Origin of the sequence: Thermoanaerobacter ethanolicus JW 200 (assembly GCF_003722315.1) — a bacterium.
Lineage (GTDB): Bacteria > Bacillota > Thermoanaerobacteria > Thermoanaerobacterales > Thermoanaerobacteraceae > Thermoanaerobacter > Thermoanaerobacter ethanolicus.
In genome coordinates this window covers 760,689-782,861 of record NZ_CP033580.1, presented here as the reverse complement: position 1 = coordinate 782,861, position 22,173 = coordinate 760,689, and the positions used below count along the sequence as shown (strand labels likewise).

Sequence of the window (22,173 nt, the reverse complement as noted above, 5' to 3'; positions counted from 1 at the left end):
TAAAAACAGGTAGTATGATAATCCAGAAAAATTCCTGCATAAGGGAATGAAAAATAGTTTCCTAGGAGGTACTATTTTATGACTAATAATGACAATGAATTACAATTTATAAAAGAACAACTTAACGCAATACTGGAATCAAGCTATGATGGGATTTATATTACTGACGGAGAAGGACGATTTTTGAATATAAACAACAGATTACTGGAAATGACTGGTTATAAGAAAGAAGATGTGATTGAAACTCATGCCCAAGATTTGGCCAAAACAGGAATAATTAATAAATCAATAGTAGAAATGGTTATAGAAAAAAAAGAGCGTATTACAATAAATCAAACTTTAAAAGGTAAAACCATAAAAGAAATTATGGTAACAGCTACACCTATATTAGATGAGAAGGGAAAAATAAAATACATTGTGGCAAATGTTAGAGACATGACAGATTTAATCTACCTTGAAAACGAATGCAAGAAAATTCAGTCTCTTTCAGAACAATACTATTTGGAGTTAATGAAAGAAAGGGGCTATTCAGGGAAAGTAATTGCTGAGAGTGAAGAAATGAGAAAAATAATGCAATTAGCATATCGCGTAGCACAAGTAGATTCTAATGTTTTATTGGAAGGAGAATCTGGAACAGGGAAAGAAGTAATTGCAAGATTTATTCATGAAATGAGTCCTCGTAATAAAGCTCCTTTTATTTCCATAAATTGTGCTGGGATACCTGAGTCATTGCTGGATGCTGAATTATTCGGCTATGAAGAAGGTGCTTTCACTGGTGCAAGAAAAAGAGGAAAAGTGGGGTTAATAGAACTAGCTGATGGGGGAACACTTTTTTTAGATGAACTTAATTCACTTCCGATCGGCTTACAAGGAAAACTTTTAAGAGTCATTGAAACGTTTGAAATAAGAAGGTTGGGTTCCGAAAAATCAAAAAAAATCAATTTTAGATTAATTGCCTCGACTAATAAGGATTTAAAAGAATTGGTAGATAAAGGACTGTTTAGGAAAGATCTATATTTTAGAGTAAATACCGTTCCTATAATTTTGCCGCCTCTTCGAGAAAGAAAAAAAGATATAATACCACTTGCAATTCACTATCTTCAGTATTTCAATAAAAAATATAATTCCCGCAAAGATTTGTCTATAAATACATTTAAATATCTTGAAGCATATAATTGGCCAGGTAATGTGAGAGAATTAAAAAATGTGATTGAAAGATTAGTCGTCATGACTGAGAATGATGTAATCACTGAAAAAGATCTCCCCAATGAACTTATAAATAGTTTAAACAATGATAAATTTCAGATTATACTTAGAGACATTGTACCACTAAAAGAATTAATTGATGAAGCTGAAACAAAGTTGATCAAACTTGCGATGGAACATTGCCACTCCACGAGGGAAGCTGCAAAAGCTTTAAAGATCAGCCAAACGTCGATTGTAAGAAAATATAAGAAGATACGAGAAAAATTAGGGAGTTGAACCAAAAATGCTTCAACTGAATCATTAATAAATCACAGCAAAAACGTCTAGACTAAAGTGTTTTAGCTAAGAAGAGTGATATATGAACCATAAATGATTCATATATCACTCTTCTTTTTCACTATTAAATCTTAGCAAGTTTAATAAATAAAAGTTAAATTAATATAGTATATAAATTTGGCACGCTTATTGCTAATATATTAACATGACAAATTTATTTTATTAATAACAGTGCTTTTCTATATATGGATAATTAGGTTAAAAATAACAAATGCATAAAAGGAGTGTGATTTTTATGCTTAAAAATTTTTGAAAGGAGTAGAAGCGACAAGTTTGTTTGATTATTAACAATCAAACTTTTTACCGCAAGTAGCGAAGTGACGCGGTAATGGCAGCACACTAGTATGTATTTGCAGGAAGTAAATTTATATCAATAATTTGAGGGGGTAATGAGGTTGGAAAAAAGATATTCTAACTTGTTTGAACCTTTTAAAATCGGAAAACTTGAAATTAAAAACAGGTTTGTGATGGCACCAATGGGACCCGGAGGATTGTCAACGCCTGATGGAGCTTTTAATGAAAAGGGCATTGAATATTATGTTGAGAGAGCAAAAGGCGGTACTGGTCTTATAATTACCGGCATATGCTACGTGGAAAATGAAATTGAAAAAAAAGCTATGCCTACAATGCCATGTCCTACCTTGAACCCTGTAAGCTTTATTAAAACCGCCAGTCAAATGACTGAAAGGGTACATGCTTATGATTCAAAAATATTTTTGCAATTAACAGCAGGATTTGGAAGAGTGGCAATACCAGCCATATTAAGAGGTGAAGCCGTAGCACCGTCGCCTATTGAGAACTTTTGGAATCCTAAAATAATGTGCAGGGAACTGACCACCGAAGAAGTCGAGACTATTGTAAAAAAGTTCGCTGAAGCTGCAGTTATAGCTAAGATGTCCGGCTTTGATGGTGTAGAGATTCATGCTGTACATGAGGGATATCTACTTGATCAGTTTACAATAGCACTATTTAACAAAAGGACTGATAAATATGGTGGAGATTTAATGGGAAGATTGAGATTCCCTATAGAAATAGTTCAGGCTATAAAAAAAGCCTGTGGAGACGATTTTCCTGTATCATTGAGGTATAGTGTAAAGAGCTATATAAAGGGTATAAGGCAGGGAGGACTTGCTGAAGAGGAATTTACTGAGCTTGGTCGCGATATTGATGAAGGGCTTGAAGCCGCTAAAATACTTGAAGAAGCAGGCTATGATGCATTCAATGCCGATGCAGGGACATATGATTCCTGGTATTGGAACCATCCGCCCATGTATCAAAAGAAGGGACTTTATTTGCCTTTGACCGAAAAACTAAAGAAGGTGGTAAATGTTCCGGTATTAGTGGCGGGAAGAATGGAGGATCCAGAGTTAGCAAGCAGTGCATTAGAGGAAGGAAAAGCCGATGCTATTGTTATTGGGCGGGGCCTTTTAGCAGATCCTCAATTGCCCAATAAGATAAAATCAGGAAAAGTAGACGATATTCGTCCATGCCTTGGTTGTCACGACGGTTGCATGGGAAGAATAGCTCAGGTAAAGCCACTATGCTGTGCTGTTAACCCACAAGTTGGCAGAGAAGCTGAATATGGGGTAAAACCTGCTGAAAAAACAAAAAATGTAATGGTTATAGGCGGTGGAGTAGCAGGCATGGAAGCTGCAAGAATTTGCGCATCAAGAGGACATAAAGTGAGTCTTTACGAAAAAGGCGATACTTTAGGCGGAGTACTTTTAGCAGCAGGGGTTCCTGATTTTAAAAAGGATGACATAAGATTGGTGCACTGGTATGAAAAGCAACTTAAAGATCTTAAAGTCGATGTGCATTTGAATACAGAAGTTACAAAAGAACTAGTAGATGAAATTAATCCAGATGTTGTTGTAGTGGCTACAGGCTCTACTCCAAAACAATTAAATATACCGGGTATTGAAAGAACTTTGCAAGCCACAGATGTACTGCTTGGGAAAAAGAAAGTAGGAGATAAAGTAGTTGTGATCGGAGGTGGTCTTGTAGGATGCGAACTGGCACTGTGGCTTGCTAAACAAGGCAAGAAGGTTATTATTGTGGAAATATTGAAAGACATATTATCAGCTGGAATGCCGATACCGCATATGAATTCAGAAATGCTGAAGGATTTGTTAAAATTCTACAATGTTGAAATAAGAACCAATACTTCTATAGCTGCAGTAAATGATACAGGAGCTGTTGTAAAGACCGAAACTGGTGAAGAAATTATAGCAGCAGACAGCGTGATTATGGCAATAGGTTATGATCCTGATAACAGATTATATAAACAAATAGCACCGTATAAGGCCGAAACTTACCTTCTGGGTGATGCAAGAAAAGTACAAAATATCATGAATGCCATCTGGGATGCTTATGAAGTTGCTAGGAACATTTGAGGAGGTGAATAAGCCATGAAGCAGTATAAGATGGAACTTACCGATGAAGAAAAGGAGATACTGGAGGGAAAACATGGCGAAGTGATGCGAAAAGTATTGGAGTCTGTAGTGCTTTACGGAGAAGCCTTTGAAGCTAGAAGGCTTCTCCCTATTGATGGTCCAGTACATTTGGTTACATCATTTGCGCTGACAGGGATAGAAAGCGTATTTGATATGATGGATGAACTAATAAATGCAGGATTGAAAACAAAAGAACCTTTTACGGTAGATCCAAGACCTATTGATTATGATAATGTAGAATGTACCGAAGCACAAAAAAAGATATTTAATGCTATGTATGAAAATCAGGAAAGATATGAGATACAGCTCAAAAAATTAGGCCTAAAGGATGATAGCGCATTTACATGCACATGTTACATGCCAGAAGTCGGGAACATTCCTAAAAAGGGGCAGATTCTCTCGTGGGCTGAATCTTCTGCTGTAGTATATGCAAATTCTATAATAGGTGCGAGAACTAATCGAATGTCTGCCCTTATAGAGCTTTTATGCGGTATCATTGGTAAAGTGCCAGAATTTGGATTGGTAACGGATAAGGGAAGACGGGCAACATGGCTTGTTGAAGTCAAAACTTCTACACTTCCAAACGCACAAGTTTTAGGAAGTGCAATAGGTATGAAAGTTATGGAGGATGTACCGTATATTGTGGGTCTTGATAGATTCCTTGGAAAAGGGATTAATAGTACTACTTTAGATTACCTTAAAGATATGGGTGCTGCTAGTGCATCAAATGGTGCCGTGGGTTTATATCATGTGGAAAATATAACTCCAGAAGCGGTTGAGCAAGGGAGATCTCTTTTGGTTGAAAACTACCGCATATATACTATAGATGATAATGAGATTAAAAGAGTAATTGATTCGTACCCGATACTCTGGAAAGATTTAGATGCAAAGCCTACTATGTGCTTTATAGGATGTCCCCATCTATCACTTGGACAAATTTATGGTTGGGTTGAAAAGATTTCTGATAGACTTTCAAAAGCAGGGAAAGATAAGGTTTCAATAAATACTGTATTATGCGCAGCTCCAGACGTTATTTCAAAGTTTAAATTAGATAATGAGGCATATAAGAAATTGGTTGACATGGGATTGCATCTAACTTATATATGCCCGCTTATGTACATGAGTAATCCTGAGTGTGCAAAGCAACCAATTATAACAAACTCAAATAAATTAAGAACTTATTCTACGGCCAGATTCTTCCTGGACGATGATATATTAGACATAATAGTAAATGGGAATATATAAGGGGGTGTGGAATTTGACAAGGACGTTTAAGGGAAGAGTTGTTCTTGGCGGAAACGTAAGTGGAGAAAGCATTGTAACTCATCAAGGATTAAATATACTCGCATCATATTTAAAAAGCCTTAATGATAGAAATGGAAAGGCAATTTGCTCCGATCAGAATAATAAAGATCTTTACAACAAGGATCTAGCGGGTAAAATAATCTGTCTTCCACAAACTATTGGTTCCACCACCGGAGGTATGATTCTACAGAGCGTTACAGAACTGGGTATAGGTCCAAAAGCAATGCTCTTTTCAAAGCATATAGATTCTCTTGCAGCTGCTGGGATTATACTTTGTTATGTATGGAATAATAAAAAAATTGTAACTATTGACCAATTAGGAGATGAATTTTTAGAATTTGTAAAAGATGGACAGCATATTGAAATAAGTGAAGATGGTACTGTGATTGTAAGTTAGAAGCTACGATAGCAACGATGAAATGTCGGACTTACTCGGAAATTTAAGTCCTGAGTAAGTCTGACAAAATTCTTAAAATGCCTTACTCTTTAAAATTATTTCAATAAAACTCTCATAATTGGTGTACCGCAAATAACCGTATTATCTAAATTTAACTTTTCCATTTTCGTTACCTTTTCATCCATATTCGTAATTACTACTGGTGATATCAGAATTATATGATTTACTATGTATTTTTTCAAGAGCAAATGTTAACAATTTGTCGCCTTTCTTAACATCCTGACCGTCCTCTACATACATTTCAAAACCTTCACCGTTTAATTCAACAGTCTCAAGGCCTATGTGAATCATAATTTCGACACCACATTTTGAACGGAGGCCGATAGCGTGCTTTGTTCTAAAAACATTTATGACAACACCATCTACAGGTGATACAACCACTCCATCGGTCGGCACTATAGCAATTCCGTCTCCCATCATTTTTTGTGAAAATACCGGCTCGGGAACATTTGTAATATCAACTAAATCGCCGGACATCGGAGATGTAATTATTTCTCCCTGGTGTCACTTTTCTTTTTACCAAATAAATTTCTAACACAATGAACACCCTGTTTTATTCAAGTCCGAGAATATCTTTTATTTTGCTCTTGTCTAATACCTCGTGTATACCATATAGCAATAGCTTATACAGGCTATTCTATTCGTCGATATTTTCAAGGAGCTACTTGGCAGGAATGTCAAACCCACTTTATGCGTAATATTCTTGACAAAATTCCGAAAGTTTTACAAAAAGAAATCCATGCCAAGGTAAGAGCTATATTTGAAGCACCATATGCCAAAACAGCAAGAATGGTACTAAACAAGTATTAGATGAATATAGAAATAAAGCACCTATGGCAATGGAAGTTTTAGAAGAGGGGTTTGAAAATGCAATACGAATTTTAGAACTTGCTGAACTTTACCAAAGGAGACTTCGCACTACTAATATGTTATAGCGGCTAAATGAAGTGATTTGCCGCCGTGAAAGAGTGATAAGGATATTCCCCAGTCGAGAATCTGCTATTCTCCTAATCGGAACTTTACTAATGGAACAACAAGATGAAAAAATGGTCTTGTGGCAAAAAGTACTTGGATACGGCCGAGTATTTTAAATGGCAAAAAAAACAAGAGAAAAGATAGTTAACCATTATCACCACCGGTAGCTTTTAATAACTGCTGAAGGCTCTTGGTGTCAAGGGCTGTCAAGGCCCGGCGATAGCGTATCTTTGACACCTACATGTCCGGAGGCAGTATAATAGGCCGTGCAGCGGTAATATGAGCATCTGGTTGTATCCAGCGGAATTTTTATACAGAAATTTGGACTTGACCTATTCTGATGCCTCTTTTTTAAAAAGCTCCCTGTTTTAATAAAATATTTCTCATGCTGCTCTACTCGCCACGGTCTCTGTCATTTGCCCCGTTGTCATAGCAATTGGTAAAACTCTTATATAGTTTATATTAACAGAGTAACTCTCTTTTGTAATGTAGTCATCAAATTTCATCTTTCAATATTTTAAAGCCGCAATCTCAATTTATTTATAGTTGATTCTAGTGTAAAAAGCCTCTTTTCTTTATGAAGAAGTATAAATATAAAATAGATTGAATAAATAAACATAAAAATATAGGTAGTACAAATTTTCATAGAATTATGTTAGAATCAAAGAAGCAAAAATTACAACAAATGGGGTGTTGCACTTGTTTAGAGAAAACAGCGACCATTTTCAACAATCTTTATTTGAAAGTGTTAACTTCATGGATTCAAGGATAAAGGCTAAACTAGAAAAATCATGGGCACCCATATTCTATAAATACGTGTTCTGCAACATCGATGAAAAACCCTTTTCAGTCTTATACAGTGATACAGGAAGGCCTAACTTCCCGGTTAACATACTCCTTTCCCTGGAATACATAAAACACCTTAAAAACTACTCTGATGATGAACTTATTGAAAACTTTAACTTCAATTACCTGATAAATTACGCTGTAGGAATAAGGACATTAGGAGGCATGAACCTTTCAGAGAAAACCTTGTATGACTTTAGATCAAGGATATACCAATACCTCATAAAACATCCTGAACAAGAGGACTTGATATTCGGGCAATTTCTAAATCTTACCAGTATTTTTGCCAAAGAAGCAGGCATATCCATGAAAGAACAGCGCATGGACTCCACCATGTTCATGTCAAACATCAAAAAAGCAGGAAGAATCGCCCTTGCCTTTGATGTACTTTACAGGGCAGTAAAATCCATCCCTGAAGATAGACTTTCAGAGAACCTGAAAGAAGTCCTCAACCCTAAATTCAAGACAGAAGTGATACATAAAACCAAGCCTTCAGAAAGCGAAAGCAGGCTCGAAATACTCTTGAATCTGTGCCAAGAAGCAAAGGAAACAATCGAAAACATTCCCGGACTTGAAAAATCCGATGCATATAAAATCCTCGCAAGATTCCTGTCAGAACAGGCGTACTACGACGAAAAAACCAAGAGGCTCAAGGCCAAAGACAGCAAAAGCATACCCAGCGATTCCCTTCAGTCAGCATACGATGAGGATGCTACTTATCGCAAGAAGGGGAACAAAGCTGAAAGCGGATACGTTTTAAACCTCAGCGAAACCTGTTCAAAAGAAAATCCCTTCCAGCTCATAACAGACTATACGGTAGAAAAGAACATAAAAAGCGATGTAGAACTTTTAAAAGAAAGACTACCTATTGTAAAACAAAATACTGAATGCCAAGAAGTCTATGTAGACGGTGGTTATTACTCCGAAGAAGTAGTGCAAATTGCAAAAGAAAACGGTGTGGAACTCCACTTTACCGACTTAAGCGGCAGGAAGCCTATTTCTAGGATATCAGTGACCGAATATGAAATAGATGAAGAAACGAAAGTGATAACGAAGTGCCCAAGGGGAATAATACCCATCCATGCCGGTGTTAAGAAGGGGCAGACGGTGGCCCATTTTCCAAAAGAAGCCTGTGCAATGTGTGAATTGAAAAATCAATGTTACTGCAAAGAACAGAAAAAAGATTACGTGGTGAGGATAAATCTAAAATCGATAGAAGCAGCCAAACAACGGGAAAAGATAGAATGTAGGTGTGAGGAAGACAAGAGCAAAAGAGCTGCAATAGAAGGTACCAATTCAGCCTTGAAGAGGGGTCATGGTCTTTCGAAGCTTCGAGTAAGGGGACTTGTAAAATGTAGAGTAAACGTAGGCTTAAAGGTATTGGCCCAGAACTTTAAGCGTTTTGCAAGATACATGTTGGAGCGAGCTAAAAAAGCTATTCCAAAGGTCCGAGGGGGAAGTGTGCCCATATTGGCCCAATAAATGGTAATAACGTATTATAAAGGTAAAATATAAGCTTTTCTTGGCGGACTTTAAACTGGATTTTTGTTATCATAGGTGCAAATTACCACAATTTACCTAAATAAATTTGTCAAAGTACAGAAAAGCAGATTCTAAAATTGAGTTTCTACACTAGAATCATAGTTATGTTATTTCATATTTTCGTATTATCCTAAATTTTACCTATTTGTAATTACTTCTAAATATAATTTCCTATGTTCGTATTTTTTTATTACCATAAAAATTTTCCCAATCTTTAACAAATTGCAACACACTCCAATCAGTCATTGGATGGAAAATCATTTGATTTATCATATCATAATTAACCGTAATAGCATGAGCTCCAGCCATACATACTCCATAAATTTGTTCGACATTTTTAAAACTTGCTGCAATAACTTTAGTATTAAAATTATATATATTTATAAGTTTTACAACATCTGATACAACTTTAATGCCATTTGCGGATATATTATCTAATCTGTTTACATAAGGCGCAACAAAATCGGCACCAGATTTAGCCGCTATAAGAGCCTGTTGAGGTGTAAATACAGCAGTTGCCGTTGTTTTTATTTCTCCTTTAAGCATTTTTATGGCTTTTATTCCTTCAGGTATTACGGGTATTTTTATATATAAATTTCCTCCTATTTCTCTATTTATATATTTTGCTTCTTCTACAATTTCATCTGCTTTCTGGCTAATAACCTGTACATGAAGCATTTTATCATATCCTATTATATCTCTAATTTCCTTCAATAATTCAATAAAATCCCTTTTTTCTTTTGCTATTATAGAAGGATTTGTCGTTACACCATCTATCGGATACATTTCAATGCTTTGTTTAATTTCTTTTATGTTAGCTGTATCCATTAATAATAACATAATAATTTTCCTCCCTTCTTTTTGCCCTTGTATAACCTTAAATTTTTCATAAACTAAACAAAACGAAACGGAGAAAATCTATGAAAAGCAAAGTTAAACACACATCTCTACTTGGTTTTATGGTAAATTAATTATTATTATTCCCTCACAATTACTATTGCATCCCCTACATTTATAATTGGTATATTTTTATTTTCTACATGTAAAGTTCCGGGTAGTTCTGCTATCGTACTTCCGTCAAATTTTATAGTAATGTGTCCTAGATTTTTAAGGTTAATATTGACCAATTCACCCACTGCTGTTATTTTAAATTTTTCTTCATTTATCTTAAGTATATCTCCAACTTCTATATTTTTATAATCTATATGCGCTTTATCTATGTTATTATTATGTAGTACACAATACTCAATTAATTCATCCGGAACATTATCTCCAAATAATATAACAATTTTTTCTGAATAAAAATCTTGTGCTTTTGCACCTATTTTAGTAACTATCGTTTCATAAATAGTATTCATTTTGCTCTCCTCCTAATAAAATTCTTAACATTTAGGTCTTTGCAGAATCCCAAAATCCTTATGGATTAAGGGATTCTGCTATATATTTTCAAAGGAATTCCTCCACTTTCGTCGAATTTATATAGAGAACCAAATCCCAAAAAGAAATGGAGGAAATCCTATGAAAATCAAAGCTAAACAACTTTCTCTCTCCGATATTTACGATGATGTTCAATCCTTCTTTGAAGAAGATAAACCCAAGTTTATTAAACTCTTTGATTCCTTTATTGATTTATCTGAACTTATTCCACCTTCTTTTTACGCCCATTATTATTCTCACTTCGGGCGTCATAGGGATTTTTCTCTTGAATCTATGCTCACTTCTTTGATTATCCAAAAAATTCTCTCTATCCCTACTGTTCAACTCCTTGTCCATGTTCTTAAGCTCTCTAAAGAATTAAGAGAGCTTTGTGGCTTTAAAAGAGTCCCTCATCCTTCTCAATTCTCTAGATTTAAATCCATTTTCCTCAAAGATTTGGAGAATTTCTTCAATAATCTTGTTAATTTAACTGAGCCTATTTGTCAGGCTATTAATCCTTCACTTTCTAATATCCTCATCGCTGATACTACTGGCTTTCAACCTTATGTCAGAGAAAATAATCCTAAGTTCTTTGATTCCCTTTATAGAAATATTAAAAAGTTCTCTAAATCTAATCCTGATTTTGATGCCCACTCTTATGCTTGTTCTAAAATGCCTAAGTTCGCTCACTCTAATCCTGATGCTAAATTCTCTTATATTAATGGCCATTATTGTTACTCTATCAAAGCTACCATCCTCACTAATGGCTTAGGCATTATTCAGCATATTAGTTTCTATGACGATGATTCTTTAAATGTCAATACTGCTAAATCTGCTGCCGAGTCTAAAGATTTGTACGATTCTAAAACTTTAATCCCTTCTCTTAAGGAATTCTTTAATTTACATCCTAATTTCTCTTATAGATACTTCTTAGGTGACGCTGGGTTTGATTCTTTTGATAATTACAAATACTTGTTCTCAGAGCATGGCATAATCCCTATTATCCCTATTAACCCTCGAAATTCTAAAAACTTACCTCAGCCTACTTTTAACTCTGATGGTATCCCTACCTGCCCCCGTGACCCTTCTCTTAAAATGTCCTATGATGGCATCGTCCGGGAAAAAGGTAGAACTACCAGAATTAAATGGCTTTGCCCTATGTCCAAAAAAGTTAGACTAAACGGTAAAACTACTTATATCCTTCAATGTGATAACCCCTGTACCTCTTCTAAATGCGGCAGAATATTCTATACTACCCTTGATATTGATTTTAGAAAAAACACTGTTGTCCCTCGTAACTCTAAAAAGTGGTCCAAACTTTATGAAAAACGCCCTATTATTGAAAAATCTATTTCTCTTTTAAAAAGTTCTATCGCTGTTGATAGCTTTAAACTCATAAATACCAGGTCAATCAAAGCTGATGTTTTTCTTGGGGCTATCACTCAACATATTGGTTTAATTATTACTGCAAAACTTGGTACTTTTGAACATCCTTTATCTTTGAAAAAACTTTTGGCTTGATAACTTGTTCTTATGGTTTGATTCGTTTGTCACCTTTTTACATTAAAAAGGTGTGTTAGGTATTGTCTTTTTTGAATTTGTATCTTTCTTCCATTTCTCTTTTCCCCTCTTGAGCGTGCCTTTAAAATGTAATTTCTTTATTTTGTTCCTTGTAATGTAACTTTTTTACTCTAATATTTATCTCATTTTGCAATCACCTAAAATTCTTAACATTAATTAATAATAAGGAAAGAAGATAGTGGTACTATCTTCTATTCCCTTATTATTTTACCATTTTATTTTGAATAAAGGCCAAAACTTGCAAGCCATGCAACAAATACAGTGGTAGGACCAGTCAAGAATCTACTATACAATACAGATGGTACACCAACTTCTACTGTTTCCGGTTCTGCTTCTGCAAGTCCAAGCCCCACAGGTATAAAATCACATGCTGCCTGTGAGTTTATTGCAAATAAAGCAGGTAAAGATAATTGTGGAGGAATATGGCCTTTGCCTATTTCAACACCAACTAATACACCTATAACCTGAGCTATTACCGCGCCAGGTCCCAAGAACGGCGAAAGAAATGGAAAAGAACAAATTGCTGATATCAGTAACAATCCAGGTAATGTACCAGCAAGAGGCGTTAATACATGTGCCAACGCATCGCCTATTCCAGATTTTAATATTATGCCAATTAACATAGATACAAAAGCCATAAATGGAAGAATCGTCCTTAATACTGTATCTATAGTATCACGCCCTGCTTGATATAGTACCCCAACTAAGTATCCCATGCCTTTACCTATTTTAACCATTAAATTTCCTGTATTTGATTGTTCACTAATTTTTTTACTTGTATCATACTTTGGCTTTGGAGTTGCTGCTGCAACTTCTTCAATGTTAGCTTTTATCTCTTCTATAGGCCCATTAAATAGTTCTATGTTGTTCGTTTTAACTCCTGAGACATATATATCAGGTTTAATATATTGTGAAAGCGGACCGCTTGGGCCAGCAGGTGTCAAATTTACTGTTGGTATATTTTTTTGAGGGTATATACCACACCTTAATGTTCCACCACAATCTATTATTACGCACGCAATTTCATCATCTGGAACTGTAGTTTTGAAACCGTCTATCAGTTCACAACCCGTTAACTCAGCAATCCTTTTCGCAACAGGTGAAATATCTCCTCCTGTAATCGTCACAACTTTGTTTCTTTTCTCTGTAGGCGTTATAATTAAAGGTCCACCAAATCCACCTGGCCCCGCAGTTATCTTTATACTCCTATATTTGCTCATTTTTCATCCTCCTTTATTGTAAATTTTGTGTTATTAAAAGTATTTTAACTAAAAATTTCCTTAGTAAAGGCTTCATAAATATTTTTGTTTAACTTCATTTCTTCTGTTAAGCAATTTATCTAAGATAACTTATTTTTTATCGCTCAAGATTATTTAAGAGAAATTACCGTCTTTAATTTAACATTTTGTTGCTTTTCAACCCAAGAAGTTGTGAAATCTGTTATCCAACCTCTAAAGAAATTCGTTACAACTCCTACCAAAAAATATCTTAAAGCCAAGTCACTTGTTGGCAAACCTAGTTGAGTAATACCATTCGCTATACCTAAAAACACAAAGAGTTCAGCTGGATTTACATGCGGAAACAGTCCATTCATGGTATGACATGAAAAGGATGCTGCTGCATAATAGCTAGGTTTGTATTTTTCTGGTAAAAATTTACCTAATGATAATGTCATGGGATTGCAGAAAAAGAATGTTCCAACCACAGGTAGTATAAGATATCTTGTAAATACATTTCTTGAACTAGCTTTTGCTAATTTTTCAACCTTTTCAGGACCAACAAATTTTATTAATGCATTCATCGCAACAAGGAGCATTATTAATGTGGGAACTATCCCAGAAAGCATATTTACAAATGTTTTCCCACCTTCTTGAAATAAACCTATAAAAACTTCCGCCGCATGTGTCAATACTTCCATAAAATTACCTCCTTTTTGTTCTTTTATTTAATTTTGCATAACTACTTATAAACTATTTAAAACATTTCTTCTATTCCTCACCTCCTTCACCAGAAAATTTTTTAAAATTTTCTATTGCATTCTCTATAGCTTTAGCTGTCAATTTGTCAAAATTTTTTAGTGTGTTATTATCTATACTGAGAATATTTTTGTCTTCTAATCCTTTCACAGGTTTCATTCTGGCAAAGACCGAAACACCCTTCATTTTTTCAACTCGAATAATGTTACCATTTCCGTCGACCGCAATTAGAACAACTACCCCAGCTCTTATTTTGCCTTTGTTCTTCCCTATTGCAACTCTTCCTAATTCTCTCATTTTTTTAAAATGCTTATTAAAATGTTTTATTTGCAAATATCCTAAAATACTCTGTATAAACCATGCAGCTCCCAGCAATATAACTATATGCCAAACCATAAAATCCCTCTTTTAAAAATTGTTTCTAAAATTATTTAATAATGCATTTTTTACATATTGTTATTTAATTCAATTAATAATTTTGCAGTTCTTTCTGTAGTAATAAGCACATTTATAAATCTACCATTTAACGCTCCTAATATTGAGGGAACCTTTTCAAGAGATTCAGCAACTCCTATTGAATATTCAATATTTCGCAGTTTTTCTAAATCTATCGCTATTGTTCTATCATTTAAATCCGAATTTATAATATTACCATTTATGTCGTAAAATCTAGAACATATATCACCAACTGCATTTACCTTTTTCAAAAATTCAATATCTTCATTTCCAAAATAACCTGACCATATTAGATTAGAAGACTTAATAGGTGCGCCTATTCCTACCACTGCAATATTAACTTTATTCCATAATTCTAGTATTGATCTTAAATTATTATCATTCATAATAGCTTTTTTCGTTTCTTTTTCTGCAGTAATAGCCGGAGCATAGAGATAATGTCCTTTAGCCTTAAAGGCAGACGCAACTTTTGATACTATTGTATTAACATGGTATTCACTTTCTATGTTTCCTGGTCCACCTACAAGGGGAATAATATTAGCAGATATACTATTACAGTCCGACAATGCATTTGCAACTGCAGCCATGGTAGTACCCCATGCAAACCCAATTACGTCACCATCTTTAACAATTCTCTTTAAATATTCTGCTCCGGCTTTACCAAGCATTTGTTTTAATATTATTTCGTTTTGCTCATCTGTAGATGGTATAACAACTGCTTCTTTTAAAGAAAATTTACTTTCTAATAATTTTTCCAATTCTAAGCACTCACCAAAATCACTTTTGATCACGATTTCTACTATTCCCTTTTCTCTTGCCTTTTTCAAAAGTCTACTTATAGTTGTCCGATAAATACCTAATTTTTTGGATATCTCACTTTGAGTTAAGTTTTCAATATAATACATCTGAGCAATTTTAGCAAGAAGCCTTGTTTCTTCCCACTTACTCATAGCATCACCCCTCATTTTTTATTCTACTTTAGTAGTATAAACTTTTTGACACAAATGTGCAATAGTGTAATATTTGATTTATAAAACGCAAAACATGAGGGGTGATGAGAGTAGAAAATTATATGTTGAGCAACTTAACCACGAGATTTTCCACCTGAAATGTTGTAAGTAACTCCATGAATATAACTTGCTCTTTCTGAAGCCAAAAAACAAACCAAATCTGCTATTTCACTAACTCTACCAGCTCTTCCTAGAGGTATTGATTTATTTTCATAATTTTCTCTTAATTTTTCTACAGTGATACCTCTCGTATAAGCAAGAGCCTTTTCATATTCTAAAGTTCTTAATCCTGTATCTTCAATAATTCCTGGAGCAACTCCTACAACTCTTATTCCATATTTGCCCAATTCCTTTGCCCATGACCTTGTAAAAGCATAAATAGCACCTTTTGTTCCTGCATAGCAACTCTGACCTTCTGAACCTTCAAGACCTGCTTCCGAGCTCATATTAATTATGACACCGTATCCATTTTTTATCATTTCTCGCGCTACTTCCTGAGTGCAGAAAAAAGTGCCCTTTTGATTTACTGCTACCATTAAGTCAAAATCTTGCTCGTTTAACTCATATTTTCCGTTTGGATCTTTAGGATCTACTAAAAGTCTTGGAATATTTATACCAGCATTATTAACCAATATATCAATTTTTCTAAATATCTTAATAACATTCTCTACCATCTTCCTAACACTATCTTTTTTGGCAACATCTGTTTGTAAAAATAGATGTCTTTTTCTTCCCCCACTTAATTGATTTATGACTTTCTCACCATCAGAATTTATATCAGCTATAACTACTGATGCTCCTTGTTCTGCTAACTTAATTGCTATTTCTTTACCTATACCAGAAGCACCTCCTGTTATTATCGCAACTTTGTTTTCTAGATTTAACCACGATTCTCCCACAGCCTGCGATAAAAATGGATTTGTATTAGGAGTAAAAATAACAGCAGCAAATGTCCACGACAGCGTAATGTCTGAAGAAGTATTAGAAGAAGTTGAGGGAAAAGTAGGAACACCAAAAGCAATATCCCCACTTTCTACGTTCCGAAAGTGGGGCTTAAAATTAATTTTGTCAACAAACTGAATATCACTTTACACTTTGTATATAAAGTGATTCAGATTGAAGACAAACCCCACTTTTTATACATGTAAAAAGTGGGGTTTGCTTTATATTTGGATATAATTGTATATAATCTGATGAATATTGGATAAAAACATGCAAATTATGAATTTGTGTTTTATTGCTTCTTCTAGTATCCTCGTAAATATTTTTTCGAATATATCTGTGTTTTTGAATTTTCTTTCATAGTTTTTCCCAAAGGTAGAAAAGTGGGGTATTTCTTCGTTTAATCCATATCCTCAAAACCATCTGTAGGTCACATGTGTTTGTATTTCTATTGTTAGTATGTTTTTGTAAATGATAAAATATGTATTTAATGCACTTATTCTGTATGCCTAAATTTTAGCATCTAAACAATATATATATAATAGACATTCAAAATAAGTGCTCTATACTTCAAACAAGGTCACTTCTACCTGCCCTCAATATATTAGTATATAACCTAAAATATAGTACAAAAGAACGAAAAAGAAACTATTGGAAATAATTATAAATTGCAATTCCCAATTTTACCCAATGTATAGCAAACCATTTTCCCATAATCATTTTTTTTAATTAAATCAAAGGCTTGCTTTGCAAATTGTTTTGCCATATATCTATCATATGCAGTGGGACTTCCTCCTCTTTGTTTATGTCCTATGATTGTTACATGTACTTTTCTGTTTAAAGCTTGTTGTAACAATTCGCTATAATGCATTGTTCTTTTTAGTCCTTCACAGATTGTTATTATTATGTATTTATTGCCATTACTAAATTTTTCCTTTACCATATTAACAAGTTCTTCATCACTAATTGGCATTTCAGGTATCAATGCTATATCTGCTGCACCTTGATCAAATGCAGCCTTTGCTATATTTCCAGAATCGCCTCCTAATGTTTCCACTATGTATATTTTGCCAGGCATAGCAGTAGCAGTATCTTCAATATCATTTATAACCTCCAGTGTTTTATTAATAGCGGTATCAAAACCTAGTGTATAATCTGTACCTTTGACATCATTATCTATCGTGGCTGGGACTCCAACTACCTTTATTCCTAAATCAGACAATTTTTTAGCAGCTCTTAAAGAGCCATCTCCGCCTAATACCACCAGCCAATCTACTCCACTCTTGTTCAAATTTTGCTTTAAATAAATCATTTTTTTGTCATCTTTTAAATTTTCATATCGACCTGTGAATAATATACTTCCTCCTCTTTTCCCTAATGACATACCACTTATACTATTAAAATTAAGATCGATAAAATTATTTTCCTCTACCCCTTTATACCCTCCAATATATCCAATCAAATCACAATCCGTTTTGCTACATAATTTTGCTAATTCCAATATAAACGCATTCATTCCGGGGCAATCCCCTCCACTTGTTACTACACCTATCTTCATGAAATTCACCTCGGAGATATCGATAATCATATCCTATTAAAACTACCAAATATCTCAATATATTGTTTTACAAGTTCTTTGATATCATTCTGAATAGTAGAAATTAAATGTCTTACATCATTTTTATTAATAGTTCCAATATATCTTTTTATAGTTTTAAAATATGTTATCTTTATTTCAGTTCCAATATTTACTTTACTTATACCTAATTTTATAGCTTTTTTTATATCTTCTAAAGGTATACCTGTGCCTCCATGTAAAACTAAAGGCACTGATGAAATATCATTAATTTTTGAGAGTCTTTCAAAATCTAACTTAGGTTTGTCTTTATATAATCCATGTGCATTCCCAATAGCTATTGCCAAAGAGTCTACTTTACTCCTTTCTATGAATTCCACTACACTATCCGGATCGGTTAATACATCATCAATATTTTCAACATTTTCTTCTATTCCTGATATTCTGCCTAATTCACCTTCTAATGGTATTCCTCTGTCATGGCATAATTCAGCTATCATTCTGGTATTTTTAATATTATTTTCAAAATCAAGCAGTGAGCCATCGTACATTATAGAATCAAATCCATCGTTTATACACTCTTTTATTATTTCTATATTTTTACCGTGATCAAGATGTAAAACAATAGGAATATTAAAATCTTCTTTTAGCTGTTTTACATAATTAACTATTTTTTTAACTCCTAAAAATTTAACTGTTCCCTCACTAGCCATCAAAAATACAGGAGAACTCAATTCATATGCTCCTAAAACTATGCCTAATGCATCATCATAAAAATTAAAATTAAAACCTCCAATAGCATACTTATTCTTTCTCGCCGCTATAAGTAAATCATTCAAATTATGGGCCCCCTTTTTCGCAATTTTTCTAATTTCTACTTCCTAAATTTATTCGTTAAGATATTTTAAGAATAGCTTTGGAGTTTTTAACAATACCCTCCGCTGTCAATCCATAATACTTTAAAAGCTCTTTAGGTGAACCTGATTGGCCAAATTGGTCTTTTATACCTATTCTCTTTATCTTTACTGGGTATTCTTCTGAAAGAACTTCTGCCACAGCAGACCCAAGTCCTCCTATTATGTTGTGCTCTTCTGCTGTTATAACTTTGCCCGTCTTTTTAGCTACTTCTACTATTAAATCTTTGTCTATCGGCTTTATGGTGTGGATGTTCACCACTGTCGCTTCTATTCCCTCTTCTTTTAGTTTATCTGCTGCTTCAATCGCTATGGCTACCATTATCCCTGTCGCTATTATCGCTACGTCTTTCCCTTCTCTTATTACTTCACCTTTTCCTAATTCAAATTTGTAGTTTTGATCGTGTATATCTGGTACTGCCATCCTCCCCAACCTTATGTATACTGGTCCATAGTGCTCTGCCGCCGCAAATATGGCTTGTCTCGTCTCTTCTGCATCGGCTGGGTTTATTACCACCATCCCAGGTATTCCTCTCATAAGGGATATATCCTCTATTGATTGGTGTGTCGCCCCGTCTTCTCCTACTGTTATGCCAGCATGGGTAGCTGCTATTTTTACGTTTAAGTGTGGATAACCTATGGAGTTTCTCACTTGCTCATAAGCTCTTCCTGTTGCAAATATGGCAAAAGTGCTGGCAAAAGGAATTTTCCCACAGGTAGCGAGTCCTGCTGCTGTTACCATCATATCTTGCTCTGATATTCCCATGTTAAAAAATCTATCTGGATATACTTTTTGAAAATCTGCCGTCTTTGTGGATTTTGATAGGTCAGCGTCTAATACCACTACATCTTTGTTTTTTGCGCCTAATTCTACTAAGGCTTTCCCATAGGCTTCTCTTGTCGCCATAGCCATTTATACTCCACTCCCTTCAAGTTCTTGTATAGCTTTTTGTCTTTGTTCTTCATTAGGCGCACTGCCATGCCATCCTACTTGATTTTCCATAAAGGATACGCCTTTCCCTTTTATTGTATGAGCTATTATCAATGTAGGTTTTCCTTTTGTAGCTTTTGCTTCTTCTATGGCTTTGTCTATTTGGTCAAAGTCGTGGCCGTCTATTTCTATTACGTGCCATCCAAAAGCTTTGAATTTTTCATTTACTGGTTCTATGTTTTTTACTTCTCTGTTTGGGCCATCTATTTGTAAGCCGTTAAAGTCAAGTATTGCAGTCAAGTTGTCGAGTTTGTAATGGGCTGCTGTCATAGCTGCTTCCCATATTTGCCCTTCTTGTAATTCTCCATCTCCTAATATTACATAGACTCTATAGCCCTTTTTATCTAATTTACCTGCTAATGCCATTCCATTTGCAGCGGAAAGCCCTTGCCCTAATGACCCTGTGGTCATATCAAGTCCCGGTGTGGATTTCATATCGGGATGCCCTTGAAGTATTGAACCGAGCTTATCTAAAGTAGATAAAATCTTTTCTGAAAAATAACCTTTTTTAGCAAGAGTAGCATAAAGTGCAGGTGCCGCATGACCTTTTGACAGTACAATTCTATCTCTGTCTTCCCATTTAGGATTGTCTGGTTTTACATTCATTTTGTCAAAATAGAGTGTTGTTAAAATATCTACACAAGAGAGCGAACCTCCAGGATGTCCATGAGCCGCTTCTGAAATCATATTAATTATAGCTAATCGTATTTCCTTTGCTATTCTTTTTAAATTTTCTTTTTTATTCATGTTAAAAATATCTTCCCTTCCACTTTAATTTTAAAAATTTATTGAAAATTGACCAAGGAACATTTCCTTGGCCAATTTTGTAAAAATTAGATTAATTTACTTTGCATTTGCTATTTTTTGAGGTTTAGCAACAAGAGAAATTATAATAAACAGTAATATCAATATTCCAATCAAAACATACACACCCGTCTTAGAAAAAAGCTTTGCCGCATATCCTACAATAATTCCAGTTACTGCAAAATCGGCATCACCAAAAGTCGTGTTTGCAAATCCAAGTTGACCCATAACTGGTAATAAAATTGCAGGAAGGAAAGTCAAGATTAAGCCATTGACAAAACCTCCTATAATTGTTCCCCTTAAACCTCCTGTTGCATTAGACAATACGCCGGCAGCTGCACCTACAAAAAACAACGGTATCAAACCAGGAATAATAACTGGTAATCCTATATGGGGTAATATAAGGAACATTACTATTCCACCTACAAGAGATGATAAGAAACCAACAATTACTGCATTAGGAGCAAATGGGAAAATTACAGGACAGTCAAGAGCAGGTATGGCATCTGGAACTATCTTTTCTGCAATACCTTTAAAAGCAGGCACAATTTCGGCAAGCATCATTCTAACACCTTGGAGAACAACTACAAAACCTGCTGTAAATGTTAATGCTTGAATAATAGCAAATATAAAAATGTTTTGATTTCCCGATGCTTCTAAAACTAGTTTTCTATCTGCGGAGTATAGCGTTACTAAGAAAATTATCATCATAATTATTGCTGTTGATATAGTATTATCTTTGAAAAAGCTTAATCCTTGTGGTACCTTAATATCTTCTGTTGACCGTTTTTTGTCTCCAACCAAACCACTAATATATGCGGAAATAAAATATGTCAAAGCATTATAATGACCCATTGCAACACTATCATTTCCTGTAACTTTTCTATAATATGGTTGCACAATTGCTGGTGTAAGCACCATTGTAGAACCTAAAATTAATGAACCAACTATAACTAATTCAGTTCCTCTAAAACCAGCTGTACTCAATACTGCAGCCAAAAGACCTGACATAAATAATATATGGTGCCCTGTTAAAAATACATACTTAAGAGGTGTAAGTCTTGCTATAATTAGGTTTACTAAAAATCCAAATGCCATCATTAAAGCCATTTCTGTTCCAAACATTTTTTGTGCTAGTCCAATTACCGCTTCGTTCGTTGGAATAACTCCTTGTAAATGGAAAGCATTTTGGAACAATGGACCTAATACATTAAGTGAATCAACAATTGCTCCAGCGCCAATCTGTAAAATAATAAAACCAATTATTGTTTTTAAAGTACCATTAATAATTTCTTGCACAGATTTTTTCAAAGCAATTAAACCTATTAGGGCCATTATGCCAACCATTATTGCTGGTTGACTAAATAAACTGACTATAAATTCCATA

The 22,173-nt window shown here is 34.4% G+C and carries 21 protein-coding genes and 2 pseudogenes; 8 read left to right on the top strand and 15 right to left on the bottom strand.

Annotated elements, in window-relative coordinates; translation table 11 throughout:
- Positions 1-78 precede the first annotated feature (78 nt).
- From EB239_RS03810 to EB239_RS03795, 4 genes are all read left to right on the top strand, one after another.
- Entirely contained in the window at positions 79-1,482 is a 1,404-nt protein-coding gene (locus EB239_RS03810; RefSeq protein WP_003869928.1) for a sigma-54 interaction domain-containing protein, read from the top strand.
- A gap of 449 nt (positions 1,483-1,931) precedes the next feature.
- On the top strand, positions 1,932-3,935 hold the full coding sequence (locus tag EB239_RS03805; RefSeq protein WP_003869929.1) for an oxidoreductase: 2,004 nt from the start codon (positions 1,932-1,934) through the stop codon (positions 3,933-3,935).
- A 15-nt stretch (positions 3,936-3,950) separates the two neighbouring features.
- Complete coding sequence (locus EB239_RS03800; RefSeq protein WP_003869930.1) at positions 3,951-5,240, top strand: aconitase X; 1,290 nt, start codon at positions 3,951-3,953, stop codon at positions 5,238-5,240.
- A gap of 13 nt (positions 5,241-5,253) precedes the next feature.
- Positions 5,254-5,697 carry an aconitase X swivel domain-containing protein gene (locus tag EB239_RS03795; RefSeq protein ID WP_003869931.1) on the top strand — a complete coding sequence of 148 codons (444 nt, stop codon included), beginning with the start codon at positions 5,254-5,256 and terminating at the stop codon, positions 5,695-5,697.
- A 177-nt stretch (positions 5,698-5,874) separates the two neighbouring features.
- Here the strand turns inward: EB239_RS03795 and EB239_RS03790 are convergent, their stop codons facing one another.
- Positions 5,875-6,234, bottom strand: a complete 360-nt coding sequence (locus EB239_RS03790; protein ID WP_003869932.1) for a PTS sugar transporter subunit IIA — start codon at positions 6,232-6,234, stop codon at positions 5,875-5,877.
- Between the two features lie 159 nt (positions 6,235-6,393).
- Here EB239_RS03790 and EB239_RS15200 point away from each other — a divergent pair.
- Positions 6,394-6,876 (top strand): annotated as a pseudogene (locus EB239_RS15200) (transposase); the annotation flags it as partial.
- Between the two features lie 239 nt (positions 6,877-7,115).
- Here EB239_RS15200 and EB239_RS14855 read toward each other — a convergent pair.
- On the bottom strand, positions 7,116-7,238 hold the full coding sequence (locus tag EB239_RS14855) for a hypothetical protein (protein ID WP_267127634.1): 123 nt from the start codon (positions 7,236-7,238) through the stop codon (positions 7,116-7,118).
- A 184-nt stretch (positions 7,239-7,422) separates the two neighbouring features.
- Here EB239_RS14855 and EB239_RS03780 point away from each other — a divergent pair, with 184 nt between their 5' ends.
- Positions 7,423-9,060 (top strand): transposase, encoded by a 1,638-nt coding sequence (locus EB239_RS03780; protein WP_003869710.1) that lies wholly within the window; start codon positions 7,423-7,425, stop codon positions 9,058-9,060.
- A gap of 231 nt (positions 9,061-9,291) precedes the next feature.
- Here the strand turns inward: EB239_RS03780 and EB239_RS03775 are convergent, their stop codons facing one another.
- Positions 9,292-9,960: a transaldolase family protein gene (locus tag EB239_RS03775; RefSeq protein WP_003871453.1), complete on the bottom strand. Its 669-nt coding sequence runs from the start codon at positions 9,958-9,960 to the stop codon at positions 9,292-9,294.
- 137 nt (positions 9,961-10,097) lie between these two features.
- A complete protein-coding gene (locus tag EB239_RS03770; protein WP_003871454.1) occupies positions 10,098-10,478 on the bottom strand; it encodes a PTS glucitol/sorbitol transporter subunit IIA in 381 nt (126 codons plus the stop codon).
- A 160-nt stretch (positions 10,479-10,638) separates the two neighbouring features.
- Between EB239_RS03770 and EB239_RS03765 the strand changes: the two genes are divergently transcribed.
- On the top strand, positions 10,639-12,057 hold the full coding sequence (locus EB239_RS03765) for a transposase (RefSeq protein ID WP_003871455.1): 1,419 nt from the start codon (positions 10,639-10,641) through the stop codon (positions 12,055-12,057).
- Between the two features lie 275 nt (positions 12,058-12,332).
- Here EB239_RS03765 and srlE read toward each other — a convergent pair whose 3' ends face one another.
- The 5 genes from srlE to EB239_RS03740 all read right to left on the bottom strand — a co-directional run bounded on the left by srlE (position 12,333) and on the right by EB239_RS03740 (position 16,458).
- Positions 12,333-13,337 (bottom strand): PTS glucitol/sorbitol transporter subunit IIB, encoded by a 1,005-nt coding sequence (gene srlE, locus EB239_RS03760; RefSeq protein WP_003871418.1) that lies wholly within the window; start codon positions 13,335-13,337, stop codon positions 12,333-12,335.
- Positions 13,338-13,486: 149 nt separating this feature from the next.
- The gene (gene srlA, locus EB239_RS03755) at positions 13,487-14,035 is read right to left on the bottom strand and encodes a PTS glucitol/sorbitol transporter subunit IIC (RefSeq protein ID WP_003871419.1); all 549 of its coding nucleotides are present in this window, start codon (positions 14,033-14,035) and stop codon (positions 13,487-13,489) included.
- Between the two features lie 70 nt (positions 14,036-14,105).
- The gene (locus EB239_RS03750; protein WP_003871420.1) at positions 14,106-14,489 is read right to left on the bottom strand and encodes a transcriptional regulator GutM; all 384 of its coding nucleotides are present in this window, start codon (positions 14,487-14,489) and stop codon (positions 14,106-14,108) included.
- Positions 14,490-14,539: 50 nt separating this feature from the next.
- Entirely contained in the window at positions 14,540-15,499 is a 960-nt protein-coding gene (locus EB239_RS03745; protein WP_003871421.1) for a sugar-binding transcriptional regulator, read from the bottom strand.
- 134 nt (positions 15,500-15,633) lie between these two features.
- The gene (locus EB239_RS03740; RefSeq protein WP_003871422.1) at positions 15,634-16,458 is read right to left on the bottom strand and encodes an SDR family oxidoreductase; all 825 of its coding nucleotides are present in this window, start codon (positions 16,456-16,458) and stop codon (positions 15,634-15,636) included.
- Between EB239_RS03740 and EB239_RS03735 the strand changes: the two genes are divergently transcribed.
- Positions 16,427-16,639, top strand: a complete 213-nt coding sequence (locus tag EB239_RS03735; protein WP_129545089.1) for a hypothetical protein — start codon at positions 16,427-16,429, stop codon at positions 16,637-16,639. The genes EB239_RS03740 and EB239_RS03735 overlap by 32 nt on opposite strands.
- A 113-nt stretch (positions 16,640-16,752) precedes the next feature.
- On the opposite strand, the pseudogene EB239_RS03730 reads toward EB239_RS03735, so the two are convergent.
- From EB239_RS03730 to EB239_RS03705, 6 genes and pseudogenes are all read right to left on the bottom strand, one after another.
- Positions 16,753-16,950 (bottom strand): annotated as a pseudogene (locus EB239_RS03730) (transposase); the annotation flags it as partial.
- 212 nt (positions 16,951-17,162) lie between these two features.
- Complete coding sequence (locus tag EB239_RS03725; protein ID WP_318261431.1) at positions 17,163-18,017, bottom strand: 6-phosphofructokinase; 855 nt, start codon at positions 18,015-18,017, stop codon at positions 17,163-17,165.
- A gap of 68 nt (positions 18,018-18,085) precedes the next feature.
- Positions 18,086-18,916 (bottom strand): class II fructose-bisphosphate aldolase, encoded by an 831-nt coding sequence (locus EB239_RS03720; RefSeq protein ID WP_003871424.1) that lies wholly within the window; start codon positions 18,914-18,916, stop codon positions 18,086-18,088.
- A gap of 55 nt (positions 18,917-18,971) precedes the next feature.
- Positions 18,972-19,904, bottom strand: a complete 933-nt coding sequence (locus EB239_RS03715) for a transketolase family protein (RefSeq protein WP_003871425.1) — start codon at positions 19,902-19,904, stop codon at positions 18,972-18,974.
- Positions 19,905-20,729: a transketolase gene (locus EB239_RS03710; RefSeq protein ID WP_129545088.1), complete on the bottom strand. Its 825-nt coding sequence runs from the start codon at positions 20,727-20,729 to the stop codon at positions 19,905-19,907.
- A 96-nt stretch (positions 20,730-20,825) separates the two neighbouring features.
- Positions 20,826-22,172 carry a PTS ascorbate transporter subunit IIC gene (locus tag EB239_RS03705; protein WP_003871554.1) on the bottom strand — a complete coding sequence of 449 codons (1,347 nt, stop codon included), beginning with the start codon at positions 22,170-22,172 and terminating at the stop codon, positions 20,826-20,828.
- Position 22,173: the final 1 nt, after the last annotated feature.

Coding starts and splice junctions, on each gene's coding strand:
- EB239_RS03805 (WP_003869929.1), top strand. CDS start 1,932: ATGAGGTTGGAAAAAAGATATTCTAACTTGTTTGAACCTTTTAAAATC.
- srlE (WP_003871418.1), bottom strand. CDS start 13,337: ATGAGCAAATATAGGAGTATAAAGATAACTGCGGGGCCAGGTGGATTT.
- EB239_RS03710 (WP_129545088.1), bottom strand. CDS start 20,729: ATGAATAAAAAAGAAAATTTAAAAAGAATAGCAAAGGAAATACGATTA.
- EB239_RS03770 (WP_003871454.1), bottom strand. CDS start 10,478: ATGAATACTATTTATGAAACGATAGTTACTAAAATAGGTGCAAAAGCA.
- srlA (WP_003871419.1), bottom strand. CDS start 14,035: ATGGAAGTATTGACACATGCGGCGGAAGTTTTTATAGGTTTATTTCAA.
- EB239_RS03810 (WP_003869928.1), top strand. CDS start 79: ATGACTAATAATGACAATGAATTACAATTTATAAAAGAACAACTTAAC.
- EB239_RS03775 (WP_003871453.1), bottom strand. CDS start 9,960: ATGTTATTATTAATGGATACAGCTAACATAAAAGAAATTAAACAAAGC.
- EB239_RS03725 (WP_318261431.1), bottom strand. CDS start 18,017: ATGAATGCGTTTATATTGGAATTAGCAAAATTATGTAGCAAAACGGAT.
- EB239_RS03745 (WP_003871421.1), bottom strand. CDS start 15,499: ATGAGTAAGTGGGAAGAAACAAGGCTTCTTGCTAAAATTGCTCAGATG.
- EB239_RS03750 (WP_003871420.1), bottom strand. CDS start 14,489: ATGGTTTGGCATATAGTTATATTGCTGGGAGCTGCATGGTTTATACAG.
- EB239_RS03790 (WP_003869932.1), bottom strand. CDS start 6,234: ATGTCCGGCGATTTAGTTGATATTACAAATGTTCCCGAGCCGGTATTT.
- EB239_RS03765 (WP_003871455.1), top strand. CDS start 10,639: ATGAAAATCAAAGCTAAACAACTTTCTCTCTCCGATATTTACGATGAT.
- EB239_RS14855 (WP_267127634.1), bottom strand. CDS start 7,238: ATGAAATTTGATGACTACATTACAAAAGAGAGTTACTCTGTTAATATA.
- EB239_RS03800 (WP_003869930.1), top strand. CDS start 3,951: ATGAAGCAGTATAAGATGGAACTTACCGATGAAGAAAAGGAGATACTG.
- EB239_RS03715 (WP_003871425.1), bottom strand. CDS start 19,904: ATGGCTATGGCGACAAGAGAAGCCTATGGGAAAGCCTTAGTAGAATTA.
- EB239_RS03705 (WP_003871554.1), bottom strand. CDS start 22,172: ATGGAATTTATAGTCAGTTTATTTAGTCAACCAGCAATAATGGTTGGC.